Genomic DNA, 25875 nt, shown 5'->3' with positions numbered 1-25875 from the left:
GCCGGCCTATCGTTTAGCTCCACCTCTCCCGTGGGGAGAGGTCGGATTGCGAAGCAATCCGGGTGAGGGCGTAGAAACTATCGATAGATCTAGCGCCCCTCACCCCAACCCTCTCCCCAGCGGGGAGAGGGGCACATCGCGGACGTAGGGTGCTTCCATCAAAAACGAAAACGCTCTAACCGCGCGATGTTTCGCGCGTGATGACGTGCGTGCCCGGCTGAGCGGCGGGACGCGATTGCGCCGGCGTTGAACGGGCGCGCTGGCGCTCGTCGTCGTAGAGTGCGGGGCGATATTTCGCCCGCGTGGCGGCCAGTGCGGCGCCGCGCCACGCCGCAAGCATGATCAGCGCAGTTCGCAATTCGATCACCTCGTAGAGGCGCGCCAGCCGGTAGACATCCATGACCGATGCGCCGAGCGACGGATTCAGAAACAGCAGCACGCGTTGATACGATTCGCCCGGCATGCCGAGCGCCTTGAGTGCGCAGGCCAGCGGTTCGCCGCCCGGTTCATTGACGATCTGGGCCGCAACCTTGGAGGTCAGGATCAGGGCATCGGCCAGCTCGGCCGTAAAGTCCGAGGCATCGGCCGCCAGCGCAGCCTGTTCCAGGTTCGCAACAGCGCGCGTAGCGCGGCGCGGGTCGACCGGTGTTGATGGTTTCAGCGGCGTGTCGGTCAGGCCATGGAGCATCTGGGCGCGTTGGGTGCGGTCGGCCGCCAGAAACATCTCGATCAGCTGCGCCGCATCGTCCGGCTGCATCGACATGGTCGGCGCGGGCATCATCGCAGGAGCGACCGAGACCTCGGACTCCGATACGATCTCCAGATCCGCCGGATCAATCAGTGTATCGTCGAGAATATGCTCATCGTTCGCTGAAACGGGCTGCGGTTTGCCCGTCGTGTATTTCAACTGCAGCTTCCGGGCGATTTCACGCGGGGTGTTCGGGTAGATCGCAAGCCGCGCCCGCACGGCGGCACGCGTGGCGTCGTCCACTTCATCGATCAGGCGCGAAGCCAGCTCGGCGAACTGCCGTTCCTCGTCGCGGGTATGATCGGCGGTCTGGACGTAAAGGTCCGTCAGCACGCGCAGCAGCGTCGGGCGAATATCAACGCCCTCGCGCCGGGACAGAGTCATCAGGCCATCAAAGCCGTGAAACATCGGGAGTGTCGTCATGCCGGATACGCGAGGTTAAGTCTCGGCCTGACGTTATCCGGCGCCTGTTAACAAGCCATTAACCATGCTCACTCTTAATGACCGGGTGCCGCCGATCCTTGAGCCAATCCTTGGGGAAAAGCAGGGCGGCCAGGAGAGATTGATATGGGCACCATTGTTGAATTTCCGGTCGATGCAGCGGCGCGTCGCGCCGGGCCGGATGTGAACATGGCCCCGCGCGAGGGAACGGCAACCATCCTGATTCTCCCCGCCATCCGGATCGAGCGTTACGCCGACGAAGCCAGCGATGGAATCGGACCGGAGGAGGGAACGGCACCAGGCCGCCGTCGCAAGCGCCGGGCGCGTTCCTGACCAGCGTTCAGAGTCTCTGCCGGCGAGAGCCTCGCCGGATCGGCAACGCTGTGACACCGGACCGCGATGTGTAATCCGCTTTATCTTTTGCCGTTCGTGGCGAGCCTCGCATGCGCGAGTGATGATTTCGGCCGCACGCGCTCGACATTTTATCATGAAGACATGCACAAGTGGGTCGGCGTCGAGGCCACCACGGCGCTGGGCGGTCAGCCATCGCAATTCCAGTTGACCGATCTGGAACGATCGCTGCGCGATCTTGCCTACTACTTCATCGAACCGCCGCACTCGCGCCCGGCGTGGAAAGCGGTGTTCGGCGATTACAAAACGATACCGGCGCCCTGGCGGCAGACGGTGGTTTTCGACCGGACGATTTATGGACGGCGCATGATCGATGAACCGCACCGGTCGCAGGCCGCGGCCTATGGCGGATTGATGGAGGACGTGCGCAACGACGGCGTCATGCTCGATCAGTTCATTCCGGTCGCTCTGCGCGTCAACGATCTCGACATCAAGCGCAACAAGGCGCTCGGCATCGTCTCGGAACTGTCGCCGCGCGAATACGCCGATGCGCAGGCGCGCATGCGTGAGAATGTGCTGGTGGTGCAGTGGGTGCAGCAATGCCTGCAGCAGCGCGTGGCGTCCTATCGATGGGCGCTGGACCGGCTGGTGATCCACGCGCCGGATGCGATGGCCGCGGATGCCGATCGCCTGATCGTCCAGTTATCCAAGCGGGCGTCAGAGACGTGGATTAAGGCCACGCCGGTCGTTGGCCGCGCACTGCGCGTAGGCGGTTGATTTTACTGCGGTTTCGGCCTCTTTGCACTCAGATGTGCGGCAGAACGTCGCGTTGAGTCCGCCCGCAATCGGTTGTTTGTTCCTGAGACAACACGCCAGCTGATTTGCCGCGAGATGAAAATGGGGGATGGAATGACAGGTTCCCCAATTGCCAAGGTGTTTCTCTTCGGTCGGAACTTCGGAACGTTGATCGCGCTGAGTTTCACCGTTGCCGTGCCTGCGTTTTTCATCGTCTATGCGCTTGAACAGCGTCTCGTGTTGCCTGCGCTGAGCGTGCTGTTTTTCGGAACAGCGGCGCTTGCCGCGGTGGTGGCGTTCTCGACCAGGGCGAGGCGGAACACGGAGAACCTGAATCTCTGGGATATCGCCGGTGGTCTGGTTATTACCGGTTGCGCTGCGTCCGTGATGGGCGAACCGGAACAAGTCGTCCAACTGTTCGAGCATCTGTTCGAACGCCGAACTTATGAACAATAGGGAGATACGCAGAACTTAGATCGTAGACTTGGAATGTAGACGACCAGGCCGGGCCCCTCTGGCAGCTTTGAAGCTGCGATGTCGGACTGGAATTCACTTGGAGTGGCCCCTTGGATATGCGGCAACGTCCGCCCGTGATGCACTAACTTAAGTGAGTTGGTGGGTGACTGGCAGCGAAGATCCGTAATCGCCTGTGACAGGAGGCCGCTCTTCCTCAACAAAAAGGGAAGCCCGGCTTATGTTTGATTTCATCACACCAGAAGTTTTGACTGCACTCTTTCAGGTCATCCTTATCGACCTGGTTCTTGCTGGCGACAACGCCATCGTTATCGGCCTCGCTGCTGCTGGCCTGCCAAAGGAACAGCGCAACAAGGCAATCCTGATCGGCATCATCGCCGCCACGGTGCTTCGCATCGTGTTCGCGGGTCTTACAACTCAGCTACTGGCCATTGTCGGCCTGCTGCTTGCGGGCGGCATCTTGCTGCTGTGGGTCTGCTGGAAGATGTGGCGCGAACTGCGCTCTGGCGCTGGCCACGAAGAAAATGCCGTGACGGAGGAGGGCGTAGCGGTCGAAGGTATGCCGACCAAAACGCTGGCTCAGGCCACCTGGCAAATCATCGTCGCCGACGTCTCTATGTCGCTGGACAACGTGCTGGCTGTTGCAGGCGCGGCCCGCGAGCATCCATGGGTTCTGGTCTTCGGTCTGGCGCTGTCGATCGCGATGATGGGTATTGCCGCGTCGTTCATTGCGAAATTGCTGCAGAAGCACCGCTGGATCGCCTATGTCGGCCTCGCGGTCATTCTGTACGTTGCCGGCGAGATGATCTACCGCGGCGCGCTGGAGATCTGGCCGCATATGAATAATATGAAGTAAGGGATGCCGAAAACGCCGCCCGCAGTTTTGATTGCGGGCGGCGTTGTCGTGCGTTCAGGCGACCTTGACCAGATTGTGCACCGGCAGCGGCCCGCCGGGAAACTGGACAAGCTTTCCACCGACGGCGAGCGACCCAAGATCGATGCCGAAGAAGCCGAGCTGGTCGATCAGCGCTGCGACGTCCGCCTTCGCGGCGTTGTCATCACCGGAATAGAGCAGGACGCGCTTGCCGCCGTCGGCTTGCGGGTCACTCGCGAGCACGTGCGCTTGCAGGTGATTGAAAGCCTTGACCACGCGTGCGCCCGGCACAAATCCAGCAAAGACTTCGCTCGAGATCCGGCCATTCAGTTCAGCGGGCTTGAACAGCGGCGCTTCAATCGGGTTGTTGGCGTCGATCACGATGCGGCCGTTCCAGGCGGGCAGGCCGGCAAGCGCGGCCGGGAGTTTCGACCAGTTCACGGCGACGAGGACGATGTCCTTGCTCGCGGCTTCCGTCACCGTGCCGGCCCTGATGGAGGGGCCAATCTCGCGAACGAGATCCTTGAGTGAAGCAGGGCCACGGCTGTTGGCGATGGTTGCTTCCATTCCGGCGCTGGCGAGCCTGCGTGCGAAGGCTGAACCGATTGAGCCCGATCCGATAATTCCGATTGTCTTGGTCATCGTGTGTTCCTTTCAGGTTTTGGATGTGTGAGTTGATTTCAAAGCCGGTTCAGCGGGCGCTGATTTGGCGCATCAGCGAACCGATGTCAGTGACGCCCCAGTGATCGGTGATCTGACCGTCGCGGACGCGCATGATGTCGATGGCCTCGAAGGTGATATCGCGGCCGGTCGGGGCGACGCCGTTGAATTCTCCGAGATGCTTGCCGTGGTAGGTCTTGTGCGATGTTACGAGATCGCCCTCAGCAACCTGACGATGAATGACGGCGCGGAAGCCGGGGAAGGCTTTGCGAAGCGTGAGGTAGACGTTACGGGTGCCCTCGCGGTCGTTGGCGAATCCCGGGAACGCGGTCCGGTCGACGTAGCTTGCCGCAAACAGCTTTTCGAAATTCGCGAAGTTGCCGTCGCGCTGCACTTCCTCGATGACCGTACGCACCACGGCCTTGTTGGCCTCAAGGGGTGCGCCGGTGTTCTGGGCAAAAGCCTGGGTAACGCTGCCGGCGAGGGCCAGGGCGATCAGAAAACCGCGGCAGGTGGAGGAGATTGGCTGGGACATTGGGTGGCTCCGTTTGGCTGGTGACGGACCCGATATCGCCTGTTTATTGGCAACTGATTAGCCGGGAATTGCTGTATTTATTTTCAAGCAATAGTATAAAATGACAACATGGAAACGCTGGCCAATCTCGAGTCTTTCGTTCAAAGCGCTGAAAATGGTGGGTTTTCTGCCGCAGCCCGCCGTCTGGCGCTGACGCCGGCTGCGGTCAGCCGGAACGTCGCGATGCTGGAGCGGAATCTCGGAATCCGCCTGTTCCAGCGCAGCACGCGCAAGCTGACGCTCACCGAAGCCGGGGAGCGTTTTCTGCTGGAGATTCGCGGAAATCTCGAAGGTCTTCAGGCCGCCATCGCCGGAGCGGCGACGGACCACGGCGAGCCTGCCGGCGTGCTCAAGGTCAGCCTCAGTCCGACATTTGGCGTGGACTACGTTCTGCCGCTGCTGCCCGCGTTTCTCGCGCGCTATCCGCGCGTTCGCGCTGACTGGCAATTCGACAACCGGCAGGTCGACCTGATCGCCGAAGGATTCGATGCGGCGATCGGCGGTGGTATCGAACTCGCACCGGGCGTCGTCTCAAGGCCGCTCGCGCCGTTGCACATCATCGCGGTCGCATCGCCGGCCTATCTGAAAGGCCGCACACTACCGCAAGATCCTACGGGACTTGCCGCGTTCGATGGCATCCTGATGCGCGCTGCGCGGACTGGACGGGTGCGGCAGTGGACCATGCGCAACGCCGCGGGTTCGGAAGCCGATGTGCCATTGCCCGGCACGATCGCGTTCAACGATCCCTCCGCGATGTGCCGCGCCGCGCTGCTCGGTCTCGGCGTGACATTGATCGCGGTGCCGGATGCATTGCACCACCTCGAAAGCGGCGCGCTCGTGCGCGTCGTGCCGCAATGGTACGCCGACGCAGGCTCGATCTCGGTCTATTATGCGACCCGCACGCTGCTGCCGGCGAAGACGCGCGCGTTTGTCGATTTCGTCGCTGAAGCTTTCCGCCGCGAACGTCTCGCCGAGCGGTTTGCGGGGAGCATCAGCTAATGGACTATCGCTTGGCTTGCGGCGTGTCGGTTTGTACGCGGCAATTCGCAGCGGCCAGCGACGCTTGCGCCTGCGGCATCAGGCCGGGTTCTGCGGCCAGTGCCTTGAGCAGGATCAGGCCGGTTGTGGTCGGCGAGTCGATGATCAGCCGGTCGGCGGCGGTGACTTCCTCGTCTTCCGGCAGTTCGGCGTGTTGTGCCGCCGTCATCAGGTCGAGTTCGATCACGCGCCGTCCAGCCGAGCGATCATTGATCGCGTAATACGCGACATCGTTGCGCGTGTAGAATGACACCGATGTGTAGGCCTGACTTACCGGCACGGTGAGCTTGATCGGGCCGTTCGAGAGATCGTAGCGGCAGGCGGCGCTTGCGAAAGCCGGGTCCATGAACGGCATCGGCGCCTTGCCGGGCTCTGCCGCGGGCAGTGCGGTGACGGCATTGAGCTTGGTGATCGGCGCGAGGCGCGAATAGGCATCGAGGGTGGCGACGCGGGGAAGCACAAGCACGCTGACGAGATGCACGACCCCGCCGAGCAGTGCGCCGCCGATGATTGCGAACAGCCAGCGGATCATGGGCACCCCACCGTCACGATGGAGGGCATCGGCGCATCCTTCTGCGTGCGCGTTCCGACGCCGACCGGCGTATCGTAAAGCCGCAGCGCCAGCATGTAGTGGTCAAGACCGCCGGTCGGCAGCCAGTTTCCGGCGCGCGACCGCGATGTGATCCGCACTTCGAAGCCGCCGTCCGATCCGCGGACGATTTCCTGACTGGTGAAACCGTAACGCTGCAGCGAATTGGCGACGAGCCGTCCCTTGGGATCGTAGAACGTCAGGGTCCAGAACCGCGCGGCGGGCGTGACGCCCTTCACGACGACATCGCATCGTCCGTCGAGCTGGCGGCCGGTATCGTCGGTCGTCGCCGTGAACATGACGCCATCGCCGGTGCCGACCGGAAGTTCGCCGCTGCGCGCGACCGAGGCGCGCGAGTAGGGGTCGATGTCGCTCGTGCCGGTCTTTGGACGTGCAGTCCATGCGCCGATCTTGATGGTGCCGACGTTGACGCCGCGCGTCGCCGTCATCCATGTCGTGCCAAGGCCGACGATGGTTGCGATGGTCAGTGTGACGAGAGTGATGAGGATCAGCCGCACGGTGGAAGCGCTATCATGACGCGGTTAGTTCTTGCGCGGCGGCACAGGCGCCGCCGGATCGGAAGTAGCCGATGCGAAACTGTCCGGGAAGGCCACGCTGGAAGGGGATGCCGGCTTGGCGGCGTCGTTCGAGGTCGTCTTGCCGGGCACGTTTACGGTCTTTGCTGCGTCGTCAAACAGCTTTTCGACGCGTACCAGAATGTTCGCGCCGCGCCGGGTCAGGATCGGCGGCGGACCGGGGTTCACTTCGGGAGCCTTGGCGTTTGCATTGGCAGCCGCAAGGACATCCGGCGGAAGTCTCTTGCCGGGACCGACGCCGGGAATGTCCCTGACCTCGACGCCCTGATGCGCAACCACCATGACGTCATGCCATGTCTGTGCGGGAAGCGAGCCGCCGGTCATGCGGTTGGTCGGCGAATAGTCGTCGTTGCCGTACCAGACGGCCATCGAGAAGTTGCCGGTGAAGCCGACGAACCACGCGTCCCTGAACGCGTTCGTCGTACCGGTCTTGCCGGCAGCGGGAATGCCGTCGAGCCTGGCGCGCCGCGCTGTGCCTTCGTCGACCACGTGGCTCATCATTTCCGACATGTCCGCGGCGACCGAGGCAGGGATCGCTTGCGTCGGCTTTTTGCCGTCGCGATCCCAGCGCCAGACCAGATCGCCGGTGCCGGTACGGACTTCGAGAACGGAGTGCGGCTTCACCGCGCGTCCCTTGTTCGGGAAGGCGGCGTAGGCGACGGCATGTTCGACGAGGCTGACTTCGGTGGAGCCGATCGGCAACGATGGCGTATCGACGAGGGGAGCGGTGATGCCCATCTTGCGCGCGGTCTCGACGATCTTGGCGCGGCCAGCCCTCGGCGGGTTGGGGCTGCCTTTGCCCATCGCGATCGACAGCTTCACGGGAATGACGTTGACGGAGCGGGTTATCGCTGTCGTCAGCGTCATTGAGCCCGAATAGGAGCGGCCGTAGTTCTGCGGGCACCAGTTGCCGATGCAGACAGGTCCATCGACGACGATGGACTTCGGCGTAAAGCCGTTCATCAGCGCGGTGGCGTAGACATAGGGTTTGAACGACGAGCCCGGCTGGCGCATCGCGTCGACGGCGCGGTTGAACTGGCTGGCGCCGTAGTCGCGGCCGCCGACCATCGCGCGCACGCCGCCGTCCAGATCGGCGAGGGCAAGCGCGGCCTGCGTTGCGTGATAGTCGCGGCCGAACTGGCGCAATTGGTTTTCGACAGCGGCTTCCGCGGCGTGCTGCACATTCATGTCGATCGCGGTGCGAACCACGAACACGCGCTCGGTGTAGGATTTCGGGAACGTCATGACGAGCTTGCGCATCTCGTCGAAGGCATAATCGAGATAGTAGTTCGGCGAATTCTCGTCGCGCCGGTCGACCGCGTTGGCGGGGTTGCGGCGGGCGCCGAACACCTGACCTTCGGTCATGAAGCCTGCATCCACCAGATTGTCGAGCACGACGTTGGCGCGGGCGCGGGCGGCGGGCAGGTTGATGTGCGGCGCGTACTTGGTCGGCGCCTTGAACAGTCCGGCGAGCATCGCGGCTTCCGCCAGATTCACGTCGCGCGCGGACTTGTTGAAATAGAAGTGCGCCGCGCCGTCGACGCCGAAGGTGCCGCCGCCCATGTAGGCGCGGTCGAGATAGAGCTTCAGAATCTCGTTCTTGCTCAGGCGCGTTTCCAGCCAGATGGCGAGGAACGCTTCCTTCACCTTGCGCTCGATGGTGCGCTCGTTGTTGAGGAACAGGTTCTTGGCGAGCTGTTGCGTGATCGACGAGCCGCCTTGCCGCACGCCGCCGGCCTGGGCGTTGGTGACCAGCGCGCGCGTGGTGCCTGCAATGTCGATACCGAAGTGATCGTAGAAGCGGCGGTCCTCGGTGGCGAGCGTCGCCTTGATCAGATTGTCGGGAAAATCCTCGAGCGGGATCGAGTCATTGTGCTTGATGCCGCGGTTTCCGATCGGATTGCCGTAGCGATCGAGGAACGACACAGCAAGATCGGATTTCTTCAGCCAGTCGTCGTCGGAGGTTTCGCGAAAGGCGGGAACCGCCAGCGCGAGCATCAGCACCAGACCGGCAAGGCCGATGGTTGCGCCTTCCGAGATCGGTTCGACGAAGACCCAGCGCTTCCAGCGGCCGACATAGAAACGATCCATGAAGGTCGAATAGCGCTCCCAGAGTTCGCGCAGTCCCGCGCCCGACGAGAACAGCGTTGAATCGATGCGCGCGTCGAGGTCCAGCAGAAAATGCCGGAACCGCTTTTTCCACTCGCTGGGTACGATCTGGCGCACCGGAACCCTTGAAAATAACGCGACGACCGAGTCGCCGGATGAAAAGCGCTGGTTAGACGATGCTGATCAATTTGCGGCATCCCCAAGGCGACCGGAGAGCCGATTTCACCGTCGGGAATCTGCAAACTTCTAGCCGACCATGAACCATAAACCAATGGCCGCGTTGGTTTTTTGATGATGAGGGTGAACGCTGCCCACGCTTTTCGGCACGGAAAACGCCGGCCTCCACCTTGCCGCTTGCACCGCCTGCGCCAAGGCTCATAAAGCCTCCATATAACGTAAGTACGTCCCGCGACCCCGACAGGTTCAAAGCCATGACAGTCCGGCCTCGGCCGCCTTCGACCCAGAGCGAATCTTTCTGGAAAACCAAGACGTTGGAGGAGATGTCCGACAGCGAATGGGAAAGCCTGTGCGATGGCTGCGCGCGCTGCTGCCTGGAAAAGCTCGAAGACGAGGACACCGGCAAGATCTACTTCACCCACATTTCCTGCACGCTGCTCGATGCGGGGCTGTGCGCCTGCAAGGACTATCCCAACCGGTCGGCCAAGGTGTCCGATTGCGTGCGGCTGACGCCGGAGAACGTCCGGACGTTGAGCTGGCTGCCGCCGAGTTGCGGCTACAAGCTCGTGGCCGAGGGCCGCGACCTCTATTGGTGGCACCCGCTGATTTCGGGCGATCCCAACACGGTCCACGAAGCCGGCGTGTCGGTGCAGGGGCGGGTGTGGGGAACCGAGGATGAGGTCGAAGAGGCGGACCTCGAGGACCATATCGTGCAATGGCCCGGCGTGATTCCGAAACGCGCGCGGCTGAAGAAGCGCCCGGCGTCCAAATAACTCGCGCTGCTTCCTTAAACATCCTTCAGGCACGGGATAACGCGCAGGTGATGATCCATCTGCGCGGTGCACCCATGCGCCTGCGCTGCTTATGAAGCCGCGCGAAACAGGATAAACCTAGCGTCATCCCGTGCATTTCAAGGTCAGGCCGGTCGAGGCTGGACCATTCGCTATAACGTCCTTTCCCGGACCACCTTTTCAGGCTCATGACCGAGACACATCGACAGCGCGGCGACGCGGACGAAGCGCAGGCGCTGGACCCGGACGACGTTTCCAACATCGCCACCGAAGTCATCGATCTTTCCGAAGCGCCGCCGATCGTGCCGGCGCCGCCGCTGTCGAAAAGCGAAGTGCGGACCATCCTGCTGAGCCTGATGCTCACGATGTTCCTGACCGCACTCGACCAGACCATCGTCGCAACCGCATTGCCGACCATCGGCCGCCAGTTTCACGATGTCAGCAACCTGTCCTGGGTGATCACCGCGTATCTGTTGTCGGCGACGGCGGTCGCGCCGGTCTACGGCACGCTGAGCGATATCTACGGCCGCCGCGCGATGATCATCGTTTCGATGTCGCTGTTCCTGCTCGGCTCGGTGCTGTGCGCGATCGCGCCGAACATTCTGACGCTGATTCTCGCGCGTGCGCTTCAGGGCATCGGCGGCGGCGGTATCCTCCCGCTGGTGCAGATCGTGATTTCCGACGTGGTGTCGCCGCGCGAACGCGGCCAGTATCAGGCTTATTTCTCATCGGTGTGGGTGGCCGCGGGCATCGGCGGACCTGTGCTTGGCGGCTTGTTCGCCGAACATCTGCACTGGTCGGTGATCTTCTGGATCAATCTGCCGCTCGGCGCGCTGTCGCTCGGACTGCTGCTGCCGAGGATGAAAAAGATTCCGGTCTTCCATCGCAGACGCAAGGTCGACTGGCTCGGCGGCATCCTGCTGATGGCGTCCGCCGTGATCGTGATGCTGGTGCTGACATGGGGCGGCAACCGCTTCGCGTGGGCATCGCCCGCGATCCTTGCGATGATCGGATCGGCGCTGTTCCTCGGCGTGGCTTTCGTCTGGCACGTTCGCCGCGCGCAGGAGCCGTTCCTGCCGATCCCGTTGCTGTCGGGAACGGTGGTGCCGTACGCAATGGCTGCTGGCGGCTGCGCCATCGGCACCATGATCGGTCTCACCGTGCACATGCCGCTGTACTATGAGGTCGTGTATGGCCTCACCGCGAGCGAAGCGGGGCTCGCCTTGATTCCGCTGGTTGCGGTGTCGGTGCTTGGCGCATGGGCCGCGGGCCGTGCGATGATGTACACCAAGCACTACAAGCGCGCGGCGATCGGCGGCGTGAGCCTCGCGACATGCGCGGCGTTTGCGCTCGCGCTGGCGACGCCGCTGCCGCTGTGGCAACTGCTCGCGGCGTTGTCGCTGATGGCGGTCGGTCTCGGCACCGTGTTTCCCGTCAGCGTCGTGTCGATTCAAAATGCCGTGCCGCGTGCGCAGGTCGGCACGGCGACGGGCGCGATGAATTTCTTCCGCTCGCTGCTGGCATCGTTCACCGTCGCGGTCTTCACGGCGATCCTTCTGATGGTACTCGGCGGCAATCTCACCATCGGCGCCGAGCATCAGATCGGCTCGAAGCATGCGATCGCCGCGAGCGATATGATCGTCGCGTTCCGTTATGTGTTCGGGGCTGCCGCGGCGTTGCTTGCAACCGCTGCGACACTGGTGATGCTGATGGAAGAGCGCCCGCTCGCCGGGCCGCCGCAAGCGGCCGCCGCCGAAATGGCGGAGTAGGGCGCGACCTTGAACGCCGCTTCGCGCGAAAAGGCGAAACGGTGACAAACTCCGGCGCATAAGGCGAAGGTGGGCGGCAGTTCGGGAGAACGTGTCCGCGTTGCGCGGGACATCGCGTCGTGCTGCACTCTCCCCAAACGGAGCAGTGCATGTTGAACACCGCGTGGCTGATCGTCCATCTGATCGCAAGCGCAATGCCGGGGACCGCCGCTGCGGCCGGACCCGCGGGCGTGACCTGCAGCTATCAGGCGTGCATGGCGAAGTGCTCCCGGCTCAACGGACCCATCTGCAACAGCTACTGCGACGCGAAGATTCCGCAGCGGGTCAGCGTCGGCATCTGCGCCGCGCAGGGCGGCGGCGGTCTCGCCGATGACGATATAGGAAATTAATCCTTGACAACGTGACGCTGCCGGGTTAGGGTTCCTGCAAGCTCCAGAATTGTGTTTTCCCGGCCCTGACACGGGCCAAGTGAGCCATTGACGCTCGCAGGCAAGGTTCCTATCTTATGCAAGATTGCAGAGGATAGGCCAATGCCTGCAAAACCGCAGATAGCTCCGGAACTTATTCCTGCCGACCGCCACGGCCTCGCGCTGGAAGGCTTCTTCCGCATCATGGCCCTGTGGGGTATCGGCAATGGCGACGCGCGGCGCATTCTCGGCAATCCTGCGGAGCGCACGTTTTTTCAATGGAAAAGCGGCAAGGGCGCGCGCGTGCCGGACGATACGCTGCGCCGGATCGGCTATGTCGCGGGTATCTGGAAGGCGCTGCAGATCGTCTACTCCGACGCCGCGCTCGCCGACGGCTGGGTGCTGCGCCCGAACCGCGCTTTCGCGGGACAGACTCCTCTCGCAAGGATGACCGCCGGCGACGTCACGGATCTCGCGGCGGTGCGCGCCTATGTCGATGCCGCCCGCGCGCCGTGGTCGTGACCGGAGCCGGTGCTGGCACGACGCGGGTGCGCTGGCGTGAGGCTTGGCGCATCATCGCGTCCCGCTATCCGCCGATCGCGCTGTTCGAGCGGGTTTCGGATGATCCCGCTGTGTGGGACGTTCTGACCGACCTTGAACAGGCGACCAATCCGCGCCTGCGCGATGAGGCAGGCGAGATTGCGCTGGTGCCGCCGGAGCGGCGGGTGACCGGGCCGAACGCATCTTGGGTGATGGCGCCGTTCACCCATGTGAACCGCAACGGCTCGCGTTTTTCGGACGGCAGCTATGGGGTCTATTACTCCGCGCGCACGCTGCACACCGCGATCAGGGAAACCGGCTATCACTTCGCGCGCTTCGCGGCGGATTCAGATGATCCGCCGCGCCGCGAGGACATGCGTGTGCTGTTGGGAAGTGTGAACGCCACGCTGCACGATGTGGCGAAGCTCGACGACAAGTTGAGGCGGCGGATCCTGAACAGCGAGAGCTACACGCACAGCCGGCCGTTCGCGGCTGGCCTGCGCGACGACGGCAGCGACGGCATCGTCTATCCGAGCGTCCGCGACGCGGGCGGCTCATGCATCGCGGCGTTCTGGCCGGATGTCGTCGGCGTGCCGATGCAGGAGCGGCACCTGCAATACGAATGGGACGGCAAGCGCTTCAGCCGCTGGTTCGACTACAAGGAGGAGAGGTGGGTGGAGGCGTCTTAGCGCTACCAATCGTCCATCGAACCGCTACCTTCAGGTCGGATCATCCCGGCTTGGAGACAACGAGATGCCGAAAGTTCTGTTCGTCGGACAGGAACCGGACACTGTCGATTTCTCCGATCCTGCGCTACCGCCTGGCCTTAGCCCGGAAAAGATTCATGCCGGGATTGCCATTGTCATGCGGCAAATGAACGAGCTGGGGTGGCACGCGGATCTTTGTCTGGTCCGGGCGGACGACACCGCTGGCCCTGCGCTTGAAAGCAAGCTTGCGACCCATCCATATGACTGCGTCGTGATCGGCGCCGGGATTCGCTTGCCGCCCAAGAGCATGTTGCTGTTCGAGGCGCTGATCAACGTGGTGCACAAAGCTGCCCCTCGCGCATCCATCGCATTTAATACGCGACCGGAAGATACGGCCAATGCCGTCATGCGCGGGCTCAAAGGCGATTAGGGACATCACCCCGCATCGTCTATGGAGAGCGCGCCGTTTCTCTAGCTGCCTTCAGCCAGAAACTTGCCGCGCACCCAGCCCTCGGTGTCCCGATAGCGGATGCGGCACCAGCGGTTGGCGCCGGCCGCGCGCCTGGCGCGCTCGCTCATTTGTTCCCACTGCGCAAAGCTCGGGATGCCTGTGCAGCCGAGATTGGCAAGGTCGCGGCCGTCTGGCGGGATAACACCGACAATGCGGGCGGTCGCATTGGGCTGCGCGCGAATGTTCAGCACATCGTTGCCTGCGACGCCGGTCACGGCCCAACTGTCTGGGCCGTCCGCTTCCGCTCTCGCCAGCGAGGGGACAGCAAGGCAGATTGCGAGCATACTGGCGGCGATGGTCCGGCTCATTGACATTCCGTGCAATTGTCCTGCGGCCATTTTGCCCGCGCGCCGATGCTAACCGGGAAACAAAGATGGCGGAAGGAACAATGTCAGACTGTTGTCTGCGCTTCAGCCGGTTGTTCGACGACGGCGAGGAGAGGCGGGTGATCGCTTGGTCGTGTCCGCTTCGGCCATCGCCGCGCTGACCGCTTCCAGACTCAGGATGTTGATGGCAGTCGTCAGCTTCTCGTCGTCGAAGATCACAAAAAGCCGGCTCAGTGTCTGAGCGCAATCGCGTGGGCCTGGCTCGATATACTCGGCCAGAATGCCTCGTGCCCGCAGAACCGCATCGAGCACACTCTCTTGGGGTGTCATGACGGATCTCCACACTGTGAGGTGGAAACCTCCTCGAAGGCATTGCGGTTCCGTGCGGGGTTCGTGCCGTCATGAAAAAACCCGCCGTGGTAAGGCGGGTTGTCACAACTTCGGTTCAATGAGACTCAAATGCGCGGCTCCGGTTCGGTTTCACGCAGTCTGCGATCGGCAAACCTTGTCAGTTGAGCTGCGCGCTTCTCCAGAAGTTCGGCAACGAATTCAGACACCTCGTCGCGGACCTTGCGTTCCTGTTCCGGCGTCATCGCTTGATGTTTTTGCGCGAACGCCTTCATCACACGCTCCACAACTTCCTTCATGACTCACCCCCGTTTTCGTTCAAACGTGCAGCGATGCCGTTCGTTCCGGCCCATTTGCCCTGAACTTCAAAGGTATTTGTGCATTGCCTTCCATCATGGAATGGGAGGCAACCATGGGACGCGCTCTGAAGCACACCGTTCTGGTCGTTGAAGACGATCAGCTGCAACGGGAACTCGTCAGCCTGATTTTTGAAGAAAGCGATCTGAACGTCATTCAGTGCATGAGTGGGGAAGCCGCCGCCGTCGTTCTTGAAAAAGCAGGAAACGAACTGATGCTGATGTTCACCGATGTGGACCTCGACGGCGACATCTCGGGCCTCGAGCTTGCCTCAATGGCGCGGGAGCGATTCCCGCATATCGATGTCATCCTCACGTCGGGACAGAGCGTCGAACACGTTCCTGACAATGTGCTGTTCATGCAGAAGCCATGGCTGCCGCTTGAGCTGCTGCGGCAGGCCGAAATATCGCGCCAGCGACATACGGTGCATTGAGATTAAGAACTAGGAAAATAATCCTTGACAGCGTAACGCTCCCGCAGTAGGGTTTCGGCATGCTCCAGAGTTGTGCCCTCGAGCACTACTTGAGGCCTCGCCGCGAGGCGACATCGAGTCAGGAACCTCACCGGACATAGGGCGTTGCCCTTCATGCGCTGCGCGAGATGTTTCGCGCATTCGAATGAATGAGGACGCAATGGCAAAAGTCGAACACGTGGAGGGCGAACGCCGGATCGTCGAAACGTCGACCGAAGCACGCGGGGCGGAGCCGGGGCCGTCCATCCTGGCGCTGCTGGCCGTCAGCACCATCGCGGCGATCTTTGTGCTGGCGATCGTCTGGTTCGTTTTCTTCCGGACGTAGCCCGAGCCCCACGACGAGAACTCAAAATTTTCGTCATGCCCGGCCTCGTGCCGGGCATCCACGTCTAGATGACAGCCATGAGTAAAGACGTGGATGGCCGGGACAAGCCCGGCCATGACAGCAAAATTCATTCCAAATTGATGAACGCCGCGCCTCCAGCGCGGCATTGTCGTATCAATATGAGAGTCTCCAACGATGCCGAGGAAGCCTTCGTCCACGCCGGTGAAAAAGCCGGTAGCGAAGAAGGCTGCGTGCAAGACGGCTGCCAAAACGGCAGTTCGCAAAGTCGCGGTCAGAAAGACGACAGCGAAAAAGCCGGTTGCGACGAAGCCCGAGAAAGCAAAGCGCTCGCGCGCCAAGGTCCTCAAGGAGCATCCGGGCAATCTCGTCGCGGATGCGAGCGATCACGTTGCGATTGATGCGATCGAAAGCGCGAATGCGAAAGCGTCCGGACCGGTCCGTGTCAGCAACCGGCGATCCGCCGTGGATCGCATCAACGATCCGCCGTCGGATCAGCCTCCCGCAACCTCGATGGTCGAGCGTGTCAGCGACGCTATCGAGCGCGAACTCACAAAGATCGAGCGCATCGTCGGCAACCCGACGCGAATGGCTCCAGCCCGGCGCATCGAGACCGAAAGCCGCGCCCGTGTGCTGGCCTCGCTCGCGCGCACGCTGAAGGAAGTGATGCGGTTGCGCGAGCAGGAGCGCGGGGCGGGAGACGACAACGCGAAGGCCGCCGATGACGACGCCATTCCCCGAGACCTCGACGAATTCCGCCGCGAACTTTCGCGCCGCCTGGAAGGGCTGGTCGCGGACGCAGCGGCGCTTCCTGCTGGAGGGGATGAGCCGGGCTGAGCTGGAGTTGCTGTTCGCGCGATGGGATGTGTTCGCGCACGATCATCAGGTGGCGCCAAAGCTCGCGCCGAACGGCCAGCCATGGCTGACGTGGTTGCTGATCGGCGGGCGAGGGGCCGGCAAGACACGCGCGGGCGCGGAATGGGTGAGGGCACAGGCGCTCGGGATTCCGCCATTAGCGGATGCGCCCGTGACTAACATCGCGCTCGTGGGTGAGACTGAGCACGACGTGAGGGAAGTTGTCATCGAAGGAGTGTCGGGATTACTCGCGGTGCATCGTCGCGACGAGCGCCCTGTGTGGACCTCGTCGCGGCGTCGGCTGGAATGGAGCAATGGTGCGGTGGCCTATGCGTTCTCTGCCGAAGATCCGGAGAGTTTGCGCGGACCGCAGTTCGGCTGCGCGTGGTCCGACGAGATGGCGAAGTGGCGCTATGCAGAGGCGACGTTCGACATGCTGCAGTTCGGTCTGCGTCTCGGCCATCAGCCGCGGCAACTGATTACGACCACGCCGCGGCCGACCGCGCTGATCAAGCGGCTGATGCTGGAGCCGACCAGTGTTGTGACTCGTGCGGGGACAGAGGCCAACGCCTATCATCTCGCGCCGACGTTTCTAAAAGGGGTGCTGGCGCGCTACAGGGACACGCGGCTCGGACGGCAGGAACTGGACGGCGAGATCATCGAGGACCGTCCCGATGCGCTATGGTCGCGCGCGCTGGTCGAGAGTTGCCGCGTTTCGGAAGCGCAGCCGCTCGCGCGCATCGTGGTCGCGGTCGATCCGCCGGCCTCGTCCGGCAAGCGCGCCGATGCCTGCGGCATTGTCGCGGCGGGCATCACGGGCGAGGGCGCGATTTATGTGATCGCCGATGAGACGGTGTCGCAGGCGACGCCTGCGGTATGGGCTTTGAGGGCCATCGCGCTGTGGCGGCGGCTCGAGGCCGATGCCCTGGTTGCTGAAGTCAATCAGGGCGGCGAGATGGTGCGCTCCGTGATCAACGAAGTCGATGCGAGCGTGCCAGTGGTCTCAGTGCGCGCGTCGCGCGGCAAGTGGCTGCGCGCCGAACCTGTGGCTACGCTCTACGAACAAGGCCGCGTCAAACATGCGGGCATGTTTTCCGCGCTTGAAGACGAGATGTGCGATTTCGGGCCGTCCGGTTTGTCGTCGGGCCGTTCGCCGGACCGGCTCGACGCGCTGGTGTGGGCGATTGCGTCGCTGACGTTCACGACGCGCGCGGCGCCGAGGGTGCGGGGATTGTGAACTGAAAGCGTGGCGACGTGGTCTCCACGATGTCGTCCCCGCGAAAGCGGGGACCCATAACCACCGGATGATGTGATGGCGCGCCGAAACGGCTGTGTCCACAATGACGGTTCAGGGAGTATGGATCCCCGTTTTCGCGGGGACGACCCTGATTATGATGCCACCTGCGTTTCTCTTTCTCTCCGGAGAACGGACAGTCATGCTCAACTTCAAAAATCTCTTCCGCGCCCCCGAAGCCAAGGCCAGCCGTACGGCGAAGGTGCTGGCGTTCGAGTCCGGCGGGAGGGCGCGATGGACGCCGCGCGATTATGCGGCGCTGGCGCGCGAGGGTTATCTCACCAATGCCATCGTGCATCGCGCGGTGCGGCTGATCGCGGAAAACGCCGCGTCTTGCGGCTTCCTGCTTTATGAAGGCGCGCAGGAGCGGGACGGTCATCCGCTCCTGCAATTGCTGACCAAGCCGAATGCGCGGCAGGACGGTGCGAGCTTCTTCGAGGCGCTGTATGCGCATATGCTGCTCGCGGGAAATGCCTATGTGGAAGCTGTCGCGCTCGGCGACCAGGTGCGTGAGCTTCATGCGCTGCGGCCGGATCGCATGAAGGTGGTGCCGGGTCATGACGGCTGGGCCGAGGCTTACGAGTACAGCGTCGCGGGACGCAGCATGCGGTTCGATCAGCTTGCGTCAAACGTGCCGCCGATCCTGCATCTGACATTCTTTCATCCGCTCGACGATCACTACGGCCTCGCGCCGATCGAGGCTGCAGCCGTCGCCGTGGACACCCACAATGCCAGCTCGGCATGGAACAAGGCGCTGCTCGACAACGCCGCGCGGCCCTCCGGCGCGCTGGTCTATTCCGGGCCGGAAGGCGCGGTGCTGTCGGACCAGCAATTCGACCGGCTCAAGCGCGAACTCACCGACACCTATCAGGGCGCGGTGAATGCCGGGCGTCCGTTGCTGCTGGAAGGCGGGCTCGACTGGAAGGCGATGTCGCTGACGCCGAAGGATATGGATTTTCTCGAAGCCAGGAATTCCGCCGCACGCGAAATCGCGCTGGCGTTCGGCGTGCCGCCGATGCTGCTCGGTATTCCCGGCGACAACACCTATGCGAATTTCCAGGAAGCCAATCGCGTGTTCTGGCGGCAGACGATCCTGCCGCTGGCCTCGCGCGTCGGCAGTTCGTTGGCGCAATGGCTGTCGCCGCAATTCGGCGCTGAGCTGCGGATCGTGGTGGATACCGACCGGATCGACGCGCTGGCGAGCGACCGCGCGGCGCTGTGGGACCGTGTCGCCAACGCGCCGTTCCTGACGCTGAACGAGAAGCGCGAGGCGACCGGCTACGCGCCCGTGGCCGATGGCGACCGGCTGGGGTGAATTCTCAATAGGCCGTCATCCTGAGGTGCGAGCGCTTGCGAGCCTCGAAGGATGAAAGGCCGTCGCCCTTTGAGGCCGCGCAAGAGGCGCGGCACCTCAGGGTGACGGAAAGAAGAAGATCATGACCGACCTGATCAAGACGTTTACCGAGCGCGGCGATCTCGCGCATCTGGCGCTGCTGCTGTGGGCGCTGGCGGCGAGCGCCGCATTTCTGTTCACGCTGCGCGAACTGGCGGCAGCGTCGCGGCGCTTCGATGAGTTTGTCCGTCAGCTCTCGCGCTTCAATCGCAGGGCGAAGGTCCAACGCAGTCTTACTCATTTCATCAACGAGGAATAATTTATGGATACGTTGCACACGGTCATGCGCGCGATACAGCCGGAGCGGAAATCGGCGCCGGATCATCTGACGGTGTTTCGCGAGTTTCTCGCACATCTCGACAGGATCCAGCACAAGGCGCCGGTGAAAGCGGCATCGGCGAAATCGCCGCGCAGCAAACCGACGCGGCGAAAGAGTGCGAAGCGCGTGAAGTAGGGAAGCACGAGAACTCCGCAGTTGTTTTCCGATGTCGTCCCCGCGCAAGCGGGGACCCATACTACCTGGTTGTCTATCATCGCGTGATATTTGCGTAACTCATACCCCGGCAACGATGCCCGGTGTGGGTCCCCGCTTGCGCGGGGACGACACAGTTAGAACGTCACGCTTTCCCGAAATGTTTAGCCCGACCCAACCACGCGCAGTTCGCGAGGATGCCCATGCACGCGCCCATTTCATCGACATCCCGCGTCTCGCTCGCGAGCGACGGCACGGTGGAAGGTTACGCCAGCCTGTTCGGCGAGGTGGACCAGGCGCGCGACATGGTGATGCCCGGCGCGTTCACGCGCACGCTGGCGCAGCGGGGCTTGCGGAAGATCCCGATGCTGTTTCAGCACGACCCGGCCGAGCCGGTCGGCGTCTGGCTCGATCTGCATGAGGATTTTCGCGGGCTGTGGGCGAGGGGACGGCTGATCCCCGATGTCGCGCGCGGGCGCGAACTGCTGGCGCTGGTGAGCGAGGGCGCGATCGACGGGCTGTCCATCGGTTACCGCACCGTGCGCGGCCAGATCGATCCGAAGACACGTATCCGAAAATTGTATCAGGTCGATCTCTGGGAGATTTCGATCGTCACGTTCCCGCTGCTGGCGGGGGCGCGCGTCCGCGCGGTGAAGCAGGCATTCCCCAAGCCAAAGCTGTCACCGCTGCGGATGCGTGCTGAACAAGAGTGGCGGGGTTTGAACAGCGTCTCGGACGCACCGGCGCCGCCCACACGACGCGGGGGTCCAGTTGCGACCCGGCTGGACACGCGCACCGGCCGCAAGCATGCGTTGCGCAACGTCGCGTCGTCTGGTTTGGAGGCACGCTGATGTCGCAACATCAGGATGCCTTCGACGCACACCAGCGCGCGCGTTTCATGCGGCCCGATGCGCACCGCTGGATTCGGCCCGCCGCCGCACACTTTCTCAAACCCAGCACGGACCCGGCATCGGTCTACCCGGCGCTTATCGCTGCCGAAACCAAGTACAGCCCCAACCAGCCGCGCGTGCCGGCGGGCAGCCGCGAAAGCGGACGTTGGACGGATGGGGGAGGCGGAATTGGCTCACTCGCCAGCCCGATGGGCAATATCGGCATCAACGACCCACGCGTTATTTCGGATGCGACGCCGGACAATTTTTGGCAACCGGGAGCGCAGCTTGCGCAAAATGACCAGGCGCAAGGCTATCCGGTCGATCTGTTGGAGGAGCGAGAGCTCGGTGGTCATGCAATTGAGGGACATGTCGGCAGAAGCTCTGAGGCCCTGTTGGATCGTGTACGCCAAGAGGCCGCGACTGCCCGAGATTACGGATCTGCGGGTGGCTTGAGGGTAGGCTCGTTCCCGTCGCTGGAGGCGGCTAACAAGTTAGTCAACTCAGTCATCGCGAAAGATGCGGAGACTGTTGCGCGGGTTGCGAATGGCCTGTTGCCAAGAGCCACCCTTGATGCTGAATTTAGCGCGCCGACAGGTTATGAAGCATATGCCCGCACGGAGCGATCGCAGCCATACATACGTGATACTTACGGAGTCCGCGTTGTTATCGTACCCGATAGATCAGTGTCGAAGGGGTTTCGGATTGAAACGGCATTTCCTCAAAATATCGGCCGGTGATTATAATGTTCAAATTCGAAATGGAATTTCATAATGCCGCTAGTGGAGTCAGTTTTTTCTTGTCCTGGCGTAACGAAAAGGAATTCCGTATGGGAGAAGCATTCCTGCGGGAACTGGCCGGCGGTCCCGTTTACACCAAGAAGCTGCATCCGGATCAGCCAGACTTCTATTATCTTGAGACAGAGCAGCAGTACGAGGCTCTGATGAACTTCAGACAAAGGTTGAGGGACGGAAATTCGTAACTTTCTATCATGCCGATTAGTAGCGTATTACGCTTGATTGATACCGACAACGAAGCTCGGTCCGGACTCACGCTGCGCTGACCACAGCCAACTCGCCCAAGGCGATAATCCCAAATTCAGTTCCCGTCGCCGCCTTCTCAGGCGGCGTTTTTGTTTGTGCATCTCACTTTCAACCCGATCCCACCCAGGAGAACCACATGAGTTTCGACAGGAATCTGGACTACGACATCACCGACACTGCGCCGGAGCACAAGTCCGGCATCTCGTCCGCCGCGCGCGGCGAGCACGACGCCATCATGGCGATGTTCGAGGAGTTCAAGGCCTCGAACGACGAACGCCTCGCAGCCGCCGGCCGCCGCGCCGACGTGCTGCTCGACGAGAAGGTCGACCGCATCAATGGCGCGCTCGACGCGCAGATGAAGCGGATCGACGATCTCGCTCTCAAGGGCGCGCGCCCCTTGCTTGACGGAGGGCTGCTCGACGGCGGCCGCGTGCGCTTCACCGATGCATCCGCGCGCGAGCACAAGAGCGCGTTCGATGCCTATGTGCGCCAGGGCGAGAGTTCGGGTCTGCGCCTGATGGAGACCAAGGCGCTGTCGGTCGGCTCCAACGCCGACGGCGGCTATCTGGTGCCTGCGCAGCTCGAGCAGGAAATCGGCTCGCGGCTCGCGGCGATCTCGCCGATTCGCGCCATCTCATCAGTGCGGGAGATCTCCGGCAACGTCTACAAGAAGCCGTTCATGACCGCAGGTCCCGCGACCGGCTGGGTCGGCGAGACCGACGCGCGCGCACAGACCACGTCGCCGACGCTCGATGCGCTCAGCTTCCCGGCGATGGAGCTTTACGCGATGCCGGCGGCGACCGCGACGCTGCTCGACGACTCGGCGGTGAACATCGACGAGTGGATCGCCTCCGAGGTCGAGCTGACCTTCGCGGTGCAGGAGGGCGCGGCCTTCGTCAATGGCGACGGCACCAACAAGCCGAAGGGCTTCCTCAACTACACGGCGGTGGCCAACGGCTCATGGACCTGGGGCAATCTCGGCTATGTCGCGAGCGGCTCGGCGGGCGCGTTTCCATCGAGCAATCCGTCAGACGTGCTGGTCGATACGATCTACGCGTTGAAGGCGGGCTATCGCCAGAACGGCGCCTTCGTGATGAACCGCAAGACGCAGGCGGCGATCCGCAAGTTCAAGGACTCCGGCGGCGCGTATCTGTGGCAACCGCCGGCGCAGGCGGGCGGACGCGCATCGCTGATGACGTTTCCGCTCGTTGAGGCCGAGGACATGCCGGACATCGGCGCGAACTCGCTGTCGATCGCGTTCGGCGATTTCCGCCGCGGCTACCTGATTGTGGATCGTCTTGGCGTGCGCGTGCTGCGCGATCCGTATTCCGCCAAGCCCTATGTGCTGTTCTATACCACCAAGCGCGTCGGCGGCGGCGTCCAGGATTTCGATGCCATCAAGCTGGTCAAGTTCGCGGCGAGTTGAGCGCGGCGTTCTGGACGCGGTACGGTCTTCTACCTCGCCCCGCTTTTGCGGGGAGAGGTGAGCGCTGCCGGCGCCAGTTTCTCCCAATCATAATTGTAGAGATCACTTCGCATATACGCCTGCCGTCCAGGCGTATTTCGAAGCGCTTGATCAAGTTGAGAAAATCAACCGGCTGACGGCGGCGATCAAGTCAGCAAACGATCCGCCTAGAGACTTGGAAGAACTTCAGGATCGAGTTCGCACATCACGTGGCCCAGGTTACGAAAAGCATCATACCGCCGAGGAAGCGGCGGCGCGAAATGCCGGAGACCCCGAAAGTCTGATTCAAGGCCGAGACAACTTGGTATTGGTCCCGGTCTTGAAGCATATTGAAATTACTCGCTATTATTCGACGAAGGTCGAGCAGCCGGACGGGACCAAGCTTTCGCCTCGGGATCAATTGAAAGGCAAAGATTTTGAGACACGAAGGCTGTACGGCCTCAAAATACTCCGGGATTATGGAGTGCTCAAATGACGAGATTTGACGTCGCGAGCTTGACTATTGAAGGCCTGCTCGAACGGTATGCACAACTGAGCATACGGCAGGGTGCTGCAGCTGATTTAGTGAAGACTTCGCTGGTAAATCGGCTGGGTGATCAAATTTATGAAATCAGCAAGGAACTGAAACGTCGTCCGGACGATCGCGGCAGAGCATTGATGAAACTATTCGATCATCCAAATGTTCAGGTCCGGCTCAACGCCGCAAGAAGTCTAATGAGTGTATTTCCGGAGGAGGCTCGACAGCAAATTCAAGCCATTGCAAACTCTGGATCGTACCCGCAGTCTATTGATGCCGGCCTGTACCTGAGCTCGCTTGATGGCGAACTATCCGATCTTTTGCGTCGATAAGTTATAAGCACCACATCGCTAAGGACCCGCGACCAGCGGCGGCTTCTTATTCCGCTCTATGCTCATCAGAATATTCAAGTGCGTCTGAAGTCCGCGATGACGACACTTGCTCTGGATATGGAGAGCGCAAGACAAGTGCCGGAGTGATAAGGTAACATCGCCTCGCGCGCCTCCGGGCACAGCGCCCCCGAGAGAATTTCTCAAAGATAGGGATTTTGACAGGTGCGCTACTGTTGTACCGCAGCATATCCTTGAATACCTTTGGGTGTTGCGCGGCTGCTACATCCGATGCCCGCAGACTCGACCTAGAATGAAGCTTTACAGTTGCGATATTTCCGAGGGGGCATTTCATGAAGCACTTGTTGATTGCTGCAGCCTTGACGCTCGGAGCGGCATCCACCGCGCAAGGTGCCGATCTCATACGCAAGGCGCCGCCAGCGCCGGTGGCGAACTGGAGCGGTTGGTATGCCGGTCTGAACGTGGGTGGAGGCTGGGCCAACACGGATGTTGGCTACGCCGCAAACGATGCTCTTATGTCGTTTGTATTTTCTACCCCGAACTTCTTCCCGCTCTCAACCAACGGCGACCGCAATCGCTCCTCCGGAGCGCTTGGCGGCATTCAGGTCGGTTACAATTATCAGTTCGCCCCGAGATGGGTGGCTGGCTTTGAAGCGGACTTCCAGGGCGCGGGCATCGATGGGAGAGGCACGACTTCGTATTTAGTCGGGCAAGTATCGACCTCGACAAGTCAGAGTATCGACTATTTCGGCACGGTGCGCGCCCGGCTCGGTTATCTGGCCGACGACGGGCTGCTGATCTACGCCACCGGCGGCTTTGCCTACGCTCATCTGAACAACGCGGCGTCCACCGTCACTAACACAGGCTTCCTTGGAGCATTGGCTGGTCCGAATGGAGTGGTCTACACGTTCGCTTGCGGCAGCATTAATGCGGCTCCAGATCTGTGTTTTTCCGGGGCGTCAAACGGCATTACTCCGGGTTGGACGGCGGGGGGCGGGCTTGAATACGCGCTTGGGCAGAAATGGTCCGTGAAGGGCGAGTATCTTTTCGCGCAGTTCAAGGAGACTATGAACGTGGTTGCGGTAACGTCGCAGGCGGGCACCGTGCCGGCATCATACTCCGCGAATTTCACCACCAACTTGAACATCGTGCGGATCGGCTTGAACTACAGGTTCGGCGGTTGATGCTCCGGCTTTCCGTGCGAAGCGCCGCCTGATCGCTTCCGGGTTTGTGCCTTTGTATTGCGGCAGCGGAACATTCAGGCCGATGCGCGGTTGGTGTCCGGAACCGGCGTGTGCAGAGGCCGAACATGAACTGTCACACCAAGCGGGCCGCAGCTTTCTTTCTACTTGTGATCGCAGCGGCGCTCCCGAGCATTACACCCGCCTCAGCGCGCGGCGGAGGAGCGGCGAACATCATGGGTTCGCCCGGCTATCAGCGGGCGCTCGAGGAATCGCGGAAACGCTATCGGGAATCTTACCGCCAGCCCTATGTGCATCCGCAGTCGGTGCATCCGCGCAAGAAGTATCGGCATCGCGGACAGCGTCACTGAACCAGGCGGATCGTTACGGGCAGTCGCGCAAATCTTTATAGCGCCAG

Annotated in this window: 36 protein-coding genes; 27 read left to right on the top strand and 9 right to left on the bottom strand. The window is 62.1% G+C overall.

Going from position 1 to position 25875, the window contains the following annotated elements; translation table 11 throughout:
- Nucleotides 1–175: 175 nt before the first annotated feature.
- Nucleotides 176–1171 (bottom strand): DUF2336 domain-containing protein, encoded by a 996-nt coding sequence (locus HNQ36_RS02670; RefSeq protein ID WP_184082388.1) that lies wholly within the window; start codon nucleotides 1169–1171, stop codon nucleotides 176–178.
- A gap of 144 nt (nucleotides 1172–1315) precedes the next feature.
- Between HNQ36_RS02670 and HNQ36_RS02665 the strand changes: the two genes are divergently transcribed.
- The 4 genes from HNQ36_RS02665 to HNQ36_RS02650 all read left to right on the top strand — a co-directional run bounded on the left by HNQ36_RS02665 (nucleotide 1316) and on the right by HNQ36_RS02650 (nucleotide 3665).
- Nucleotides 1316–1522 (top strand): hypothetical protein, encoded by a 207-nt coding sequence (locus tag HNQ36_RS02665; RefSeq protein WP_019197873.1) that lies wholly within the window; start codon nucleotides 1316–1318, stop codon nucleotides 1520–1522.
- Nucleotides 1523–1588: 66 nt separating this feature from the next.
- A complete protein-coding gene (locus HNQ36_RS02660; protein WP_046830214.1) occupies nucleotides 1589–2317 on the top strand; it encodes a hypothetical protein in 729 nt (242 codons plus the stop codon).
- A gap of 72 nt (nucleotides 2318–2389) precedes the next feature.
- Entirely contained in the window at nucleotides 2390–2791 is a 402-nt protein-coding gene (locus HNQ36_RS02655) for a hypothetical protein (protein ID WP_246395214.1), read from the top strand.
- A 238-nt stretch (nucleotides 2792–3029) separates the two neighbouring features.
- The gene (locus HNQ36_RS02650; RefSeq protein ID WP_184082772.1) at nucleotides 3030–3665 is read left to right on the top strand and encodes a TerC family protein; all 636 of its coding nucleotides are present in this window, start codon (nucleotides 3030–3032) and stop codon (nucleotides 3663–3665) included.
- A 54-nt stretch (nucleotides 3666–3719) separates the two neighbouring features.
- Here the strand turns inward: HNQ36_RS02650 and HNQ36_RS02645 are convergent, their stop codons facing one another.
- The gene (locus HNQ36_RS02645; RefSeq protein ID WP_184082387.1) at nucleotides 3720–4325 is read right to left on the bottom strand and encodes an NADPH-dependent F420 reductase; all 606 of its coding nucleotides are present in this window, start codon (nucleotides 4323–4325) and stop codon (nucleotides 3720–3722) included.
- A gap of 49 nt (nucleotides 4326–4374) precedes the next feature.
- Complete coding sequence (locus HNQ36_RS02640; protein WP_184082386.1) at nucleotides 4375–4878, bottom strand: ester cyclase; 504 nt, start codon at nucleotides 4876–4878, stop codon at nucleotides 4375–4377.
- Nucleotides 4879–4986: 108 nt separating this feature from the next.
- On the opposite strand from HNQ36_RS02640, the gene HNQ36_RS02635 reads away from it, so the two are divergent.
- A complete protein-coding gene (locus HNQ36_RS02635) occupies nucleotides 4987–5916 on the top strand; it encodes a LysR family transcriptional regulator (RefSeq protein ID WP_184082385.1) in 930 nt (309 codons plus the stop codon).
- Nucleotides 5917–5920: 4 nt separating this feature from the next.
- On the opposite strand, the gene HNQ36_RS02630 is transcribed toward HNQ36_RS02635, so the two are convergent.
- From HNQ36_RS02630 to HNQ36_RS02620, 3 genes are read right to left on the bottom strand one after another with little or no spacing between them, the layout of a single operon-like run.
- Nucleotides 5921–6487, bottom strand: coding sequence for a DUF1254 domain-containing protein (locus HNQ36_RS02630; RefSeq protein WP_184082384.1), 567 nt, complete (start codon nucleotides 6485–6487; stop codon nucleotides 5921–5923).
- A complete protein-coding gene (locus HNQ36_RS02625; RefSeq protein WP_046830209.1) occupies nucleotides 6484–7062 on the bottom strand; it encodes a DUF1214 domain-containing protein in 579 nt (192 codons plus the stop codon). Before HNQ36_RS02625 ends, HNQ36_RS02630 begins: the two co-directional genes overlap by 4 nt.
- 24 nt (nucleotides 7063–7086) lie before the next feature.
- Nucleotides 7087–9366 carry a PBP1A family penicillin-binding protein gene (locus tag HNQ36_RS02620; RefSeq protein WP_184082383.1) on the bottom strand — a complete coding sequence of 760 codons (2280 nt, stop codon included), beginning with the start codon at nucleotides 9364–9366 and terminating at the stop codon, nucleotides 7087–7089.
- Between the two features lie 314 nt (nucleotides 9367–9680).
- Here HNQ36_RS02620 and HNQ36_RS02615 point away from each other — a divergent pair, with 314 nt between their 5' ends.
- From HNQ36_RS02615 to HNQ36_RS02590, 6 genes are all read left to right on the top strand, one after another.
- Complete coding sequence (locus tag HNQ36_RS02615) at nucleotides 9681–10199, top strand: YcgN family cysteine cluster protein (RefSeq protein ID WP_184082382.1); 519 nt, start codon at nucleotides 9681–9683, stop codon at nucleotides 10197–10199.
- A 206-nt stretch (nucleotides 10200–10405) separates the two neighbouring features.
- Nucleotides 10406–11986: an MDR family MFS transporter gene (locus HNQ36_RS02610; RefSeq protein ID WP_184082381.1), complete on the top strand. Its 1581-nt coding sequence runs from the start codon at nucleotides 10406–10408 to the stop codon at nucleotides 11984–11986.
- A gap of 149 nt (nucleotides 11987–12135) precedes the next feature.
- Nucleotides 12136–12375, top strand: a complete 240-nt coding sequence (locus HNQ36_RS02605; protein WP_184082380.1) for a hypothetical protein — start codon at nucleotides 12136–12138, stop codon at nucleotides 12373–12375.
- A gap of 141 nt (nucleotides 12376–12516) precedes the next feature.
- Nucleotides 12517–12915, top strand: a complete 399-nt coding sequence (locus HNQ36_RS02600; RefSeq protein ID WP_184082379.1) for an MbcA/ParS/Xre antitoxin family protein — start codon at nucleotides 12517–12519, stop codon at nucleotides 12913–12915.
- On the top strand, nucleotides 12906–13622 hold the full coding sequence (locus tag HNQ36_RS02595; protein ID WP_347339937.1) for an RES family NAD+ phosphorylase: 717 nt from the start codon (nucleotides 12906–12908) through the stop codon (nucleotides 13620–13622). The genes HNQ36_RS02600 and HNQ36_RS02595 overlap by 10 nt, the downstream gene beginning before the upstream one ends.
- A gap of 64 nt (nucleotides 13623–13686) precedes the next feature.
- Nucleotides 13687–14070, top strand: coding sequence for a PTS sugar transporter subunit IIB (locus HNQ36_RS02590; RefSeq protein ID WP_184082378.1), 384 nt, complete (start codon nucleotides 13687–13689; stop codon nucleotides 14068–14070).
- 41 nt (nucleotides 14071–14111) lie between these two features.
- Here HNQ36_RS02590 and HNQ36_RS02585 read toward each other — a convergent pair whose 3' ends face one another.
- The 3 genes from HNQ36_RS02585 to HNQ36_RS02575 all read right to left on the bottom strand — a co-directional run bounded on the left by HNQ36_RS02585 (nucleotide 14112) and on the right by HNQ36_RS02575 (nucleotide 15100).
- Nucleotides 14112–14459 (bottom strand): SH3 domain-containing protein, encoded by a 348-nt coding sequence (locus tag HNQ36_RS02585; protein ID WP_184082377.1) that lies wholly within the window; start codon nucleotides 14457–14459, stop codon nucleotides 14112–14114.
- Nucleotides 14460–14561: 102 nt separating this feature from the next.
- Nucleotides 14562–14807 carry a hypothetical protein gene (locus HNQ36_RS02580; protein ID WP_184082376.1) on the bottom strand — a complete coding sequence of 82 codons (246 nt, stop codon included), beginning with the start codon at nucleotides 14805–14807 and terminating at the stop codon, nucleotides 14562–14564.
- 125 nt (nucleotides 14808–14932) lie between these two features.
- Nucleotides 14933–15100 (bottom strand): hypothetical protein, encoded by a 168-nt coding sequence (locus HNQ36_RS02575; RefSeq protein ID WP_246395212.1) that lies wholly within the window; start codon nucleotides 15098–15100, stop codon nucleotides 14933–14935.
- Between the two features lie 137 nt (nucleotides 15101–15237).
- On the opposite strand from HNQ36_RS02575, the gene HNQ36_RS02570 reads away from it, so the two are divergent.
- The 16 genes from HNQ36_RS02570 to HNQ36_RS02495 all read left to right on the top strand — a co-directional run bounded on the left by HNQ36_RS02570 (nucleotide 15238) and on the right by HNQ36_RS02495 (nucleotide 25828).
- Complete coding sequence (locus HNQ36_RS02570) at nucleotides 15238–15615, top strand: response regulator (RefSeq protein WP_184082374.1); 378 nt, start codon at nucleotides 15238–15240, stop codon at nucleotides 15613–15615.
- A 199-nt stretch (nucleotides 15616–15814) separates the two neighbouring features.
- Nucleotides 15815–15979 (top strand): hypothetical protein, encoded by a 165-nt coding sequence (locus HNQ36_RS02565; RefSeq protein ID WP_184082373.1) that lies wholly within the window; start codon nucleotides 15815–15817, stop codon nucleotides 15977–15979.
- A 195-nt stretch (nucleotides 15980–16174) separates the two neighbouring features.
- Nucleotides 16175–16834: a hypothetical protein gene (locus HNQ36_RS02560; RefSeq protein WP_184082372.1), complete on the top strand. Its 660-nt coding sequence runs from the start codon at nucleotides 16175–16177 to the stop codon at nucleotides 16832–16834.
- Nucleotides 16821–18089: a DNA-packaging protein gene (locus HNQ36_RS02555; protein ID WP_184082770.1), complete on the top strand. Its 1269-nt coding sequence runs from the start codon at nucleotides 16821–16823 to the stop codon at nucleotides 18087–18089. The genes HNQ36_RS02560 and HNQ36_RS02555 overlap by 14 nt, the downstream gene beginning before the upstream one ends.
- A 199-nt stretch (nucleotides 18090–18288) precedes the next feature.
- Nucleotides 18289–19461 carry a phage portal protein gene (locus tag HNQ36_RS02550; RefSeq protein WP_184082371.1) on the top strand — a complete coding sequence of 391 codons (1173 nt, stop codon included), beginning with the start codon at nucleotides 18289–18291 and terminating at the stop codon, nucleotides 19459–19461.
- 121 nt (nucleotides 19462–19582) lie between these two features.
- Nucleotides 19583–19798, top strand: coding sequence for a hypothetical protein (locus HNQ36_RS02545; protein ID WP_184082370.1), 216 nt, complete (start codon nucleotides 19583–19585; stop codon nucleotides 19796–19798).
- Nucleotides 19799–19801: 3 nt separating this feature from the next.
- Entirely contained in the window at nucleotides 19802–19993 is a 192-nt protein-coding gene (locus HNQ36_RS02540) for a hypothetical protein (protein ID WP_184082369.1), read from the top strand.
- A 221-nt stretch (nucleotides 19994–20214) separates the two neighbouring features.
- A complete protein-coding gene (locus HNQ36_RS02535; protein ID WP_184082368.1) occupies nucleotides 20215–20862 on the top strand; it encodes an HK97 family phage prohead protease in 648 nt (215 codons plus the stop codon).
- The gene (locus HNQ36_RS02530) at nucleotides 20862–21641 is read left to right on the top strand and encodes an RNase A-like domain-containing protein (RefSeq protein WP_184082367.1); all 780 of its coding nucleotides are present in this window, start codon (nucleotides 20862–20864) and stop codon (nucleotides 21639–21641) included. Before HNQ36_RS02535 ends, HNQ36_RS02530 begins: the two co-directional genes overlap by 1 nt.
- A gap of 5 nt (nucleotides 21642–21646) precedes the next feature.
- Nucleotides 21647–21883: a hypothetical protein gene (locus HNQ36_RS02525; RefSeq protein ID WP_184082366.1), complete on the top strand. Its 237-nt coding sequence runs from the start codon at nucleotides 21647–21649 to the stop codon at nucleotides 21881–21883.
- Nucleotides 21884–22098: 215 nt separating this feature from the next.
- The gene (locus HNQ36_RS02520; RefSeq protein WP_184082769.1) at nucleotides 22099–23370 is read left to right on the top strand and encodes a phage major capsid protein; all 1272 of its coding nucleotides are present in this window, start codon (nucleotides 22099–22101) and stop codon (nucleotides 23368–23370) included.
- A 214-nt stretch (nucleotides 23371–23584) separates the two neighbouring features.
- Complete coding sequence (locus HNQ36_RS02515; RefSeq protein ID WP_184082365.1) at nucleotides 23585–23884, top strand: hypothetical protein; 300 nt, start codon at nucleotides 23585–23587, stop codon at nucleotides 23882–23884.
- Nucleotides 23881–24258: a DUF2019 domain-containing protein gene (locus HNQ36_RS02510; RefSeq protein WP_184082364.1), complete on the top strand. Its 378-nt coding sequence runs from the start codon at nucleotides 23881–23883 to the stop codon at nucleotides 24256–24258. The genes HNQ36_RS02515 and HNQ36_RS02510 overlap by 4 nt, the downstream gene beginning before the upstream one ends.
- Nucleotides 24259–24261: 3 nt before the next feature.
- Nucleotides 24262–24405 (top strand): DUF2019 domain-containing protein, encoded by a 144-nt coding sequence (locus tag HNQ36_RS26625; protein ID WP_184082768.1) that lies wholly within the window; start codon nucleotides 24262–24264, stop codon nucleotides 24403–24405.
- 203 nt (nucleotides 24406–24608) lie between these two features.
- Entirely contained in the window at nucleotides 24609–25460 is an 852-nt protein-coding gene (locus tag HNQ36_RS02500; RefSeq protein WP_184082363.1) for an outer membrane protein, read from the top strand.
- Between the two features lie 125 nt (nucleotides 25461–25585).
- Nucleotides 25586–25828, top strand: coding sequence for a hypothetical protein (locus HNQ36_RS02495; protein ID WP_184082362.1), 243 nt, complete (start codon nucleotides 25586–25588; stop codon nucleotides 25826–25828).
- Nucleotides 25829–25875: the final 47 nt, after the last annotated feature.

The sequence above is a fragment of the Afipia massiliensis genome, from assembly GCF_014203115.1.
GTDB lineage: Bacteria > Pseudomonadota > Alphaproteobacteria > Rhizobiales > Xanthobacteraceae > Afipia > Afipia massiliensis.
This window is presented reverse-complemented; position numbering and strand designations above follow the sequence as displayed.

Bases quoted from the DNA above. Each gene is read 5' to 3' on its own strand.
- HNQ36_RS02550 (WP_184082371.1), top strand. From the start codon at position 18,289: ATGCTCAACTTCAAAAATCTCTTCCGCGCCCCCGAAGCCAAGGCCAGC.
- HNQ36_RS02665 (WP_019197873.1), top strand. From the start codon at position 1,316: ATGGGCACCATTGTTGAATTTCCGGTCGATGCAGCGGCGCGTCGCGCC.
- HNQ36_RS02670 (WP_184082388.1), bottom strand. From the start codon at position 1,171: ATGACGACACTCCCGATGTTTCACGGCTTTGATGGCCTGATGACTCTG.
- HNQ36_RS02530 (WP_184082367.1), top strand. From the start codon at position 20,862: ATGTCGCAACATCAGGATGCCTTCGACGCACACCAGCGCGCGCGTTTC.
- HNQ36_RS02635 (WP_184082385.1), top strand. From the start codon at position 4,987: ATGGAAACGCTGGCCAATCTCGAGTCTTTCGTTCAAAGCGCTGAAAAT.
- HNQ36_RS02650 (WP_184082772.1), top strand. From the start codon at position 3,030: ATGTTTGATTTCATCACACCAGAAGTTTTGACTGCACTCTTTCAGGTC.
- HNQ36_RS02660 (WP_046830214.1), top strand. From the start codon at position 1,589: ATGTGTAATCCGCTTTATCTTTTGCCGTTCGTGGCGAGCCTCGCATGC.
- HNQ36_RS02645 (WP_184082387.1), bottom strand. From the start codon at position 4,325: ATGACCAAGACAATCGGAATTATCGGATCGGGCTCAATCGGTTCAGCC.
- HNQ36_RS02590 (WP_184082378.1), top strand. From the start codon at position 13,687: ATGCCGAAAGTTCTGTTCGTCGGACAGGAACCGGACACTGTCGATTTC.
- HNQ36_RS02500 (WP_184082363.1), top strand. From the start codon at position 24,609: ATGAAGCACTTGTTGATTGCTGCAGCCTTGACGCTCGGAGCGGCATCC.
- HNQ36_RS02545 (WP_184082370.1), top strand. From the start codon at position 19,583: ATGACCGACCTGATCAAGACGTTTACCGAGCGCGGCGATCTCGCGCAT.
- HNQ36_RS02600 (WP_184082379.1), top strand. From the start codon at position 12,517: ATGCCTGCAAAACCGCAGATAGCTCCGGAACTTATTCCTGCCGACCGC.
- HNQ36_RS02560 (WP_184082372.1), top strand. From the start codon at position 16,175: ATGCCGAGGAAGCCTTCGTCCACGCCGGTGAAAAAGCCGGTAGCGAAG.
- HNQ36_RS02540 (WP_184082369.1), top strand. From the start codon at position 19,802: ATGGATACGTTGCACACGGTCATGCGCGCGATACAGCCGGAGCGGAAA.
- HNQ36_RS02510 (WP_184082364.1), top strand. From the start codon at position 23,881: ATGACGAGATTTGACGTCGCGAGCTTGACTATTGAAGGCCTGCTCGAA.
- HNQ36_RS02535 (WP_184082368.1), top strand. From the start codon at position 20,215: ATGCACGCGCCCATTTCATCGACATCCCGCGTCTCGCTCGCGAGCGAC.
- HNQ36_RS02575 (WP_246395212.1), bottom strand. From the start codon at position 15,100: ATGAAGGCGTTCGCGCAAAAACATCAAGCGATGACGCCGGAACAGGAA.
- HNQ36_RS02605 (WP_184082380.1), top strand. From the start codon at position 12,136: ATGTTGAACACCGCGTGGCTGATCGTCCATCTGATCGCAAGCGCAATG.
- HNQ36_RS02525 (WP_184082366.1), top strand. From the start codon at position 21,647: ATGTTCAAATTCGAAATGGAATTTCATAATGCCGCTAGTGGAGTCAGT.
- HNQ36_RS02555 (WP_184082770.1), top strand. From the start codon at position 16,821: ATGAGCCGGGCTGAGCTGGAGTTGCTGTTCGCGCGATGGGATGTGTTC.
- HNQ36_RS02640 (WP_184082386.1), bottom strand. From the start codon at position 4,878: ATGTCCCAGCCAATCTCCTCCACCTGCCGCGGTTTTCTGATCGCCCTG.
- HNQ36_RS02630 (WP_184082384.1), bottom strand. From the start codon at position 6,487: ATGATCCGCTGGCTGTTCGCAATCATCGGCGGCGCACTGCTCGGCGGG.
- HNQ36_RS02565 (WP_184082373.1), top strand. From the start codon at position 15,815: ATGGCAAAAGTCGAACACGTGGAGGGCGAACGCCGGATCGTCGAAACG.
- HNQ36_RS02570 (WP_184082374.1), top strand. From the start codon at position 15,238: ATGGGACGCGCTCTGAAGCACACCGTTCTGGTCGTTGAAGACGATCAG.
- HNQ36_RS02615 (WP_184082382.1), top strand. From the start codon at position 9,681: ATGACAGTCCGGCCTCGGCCGCCTTCGACCCAGAGCGAATCTTTCTGG.
- HNQ36_RS02585 (WP_184082377.1), bottom strand. From the start codon at position 14,459: ATGAGCCGGACCATCGCCGCCAGTATGCTCGCAATCTGCCTTGCTGTC.
- HNQ36_RS02495 (WP_184082362.1), top strand. From the start codon at position 25,586: ATGAACTGTCACACCAAGCGGGCCGCAGCTTTCTTTCTACTTGTGATC.
- HNQ36_RS02580 (WP_184082376.1), bottom strand. From the start codon at position 14,807: ATGACACCCCAAGAGAGTGTGCTCGATGCGGTTCTGCGGGCACGAGGC.
- HNQ36_RS02610 (WP_184082381.1), top strand. From the start codon at position 10,406: ATGACCGAGACACATCGACAGCGCGGCGACGCGGACGAAGCGCAGGCG.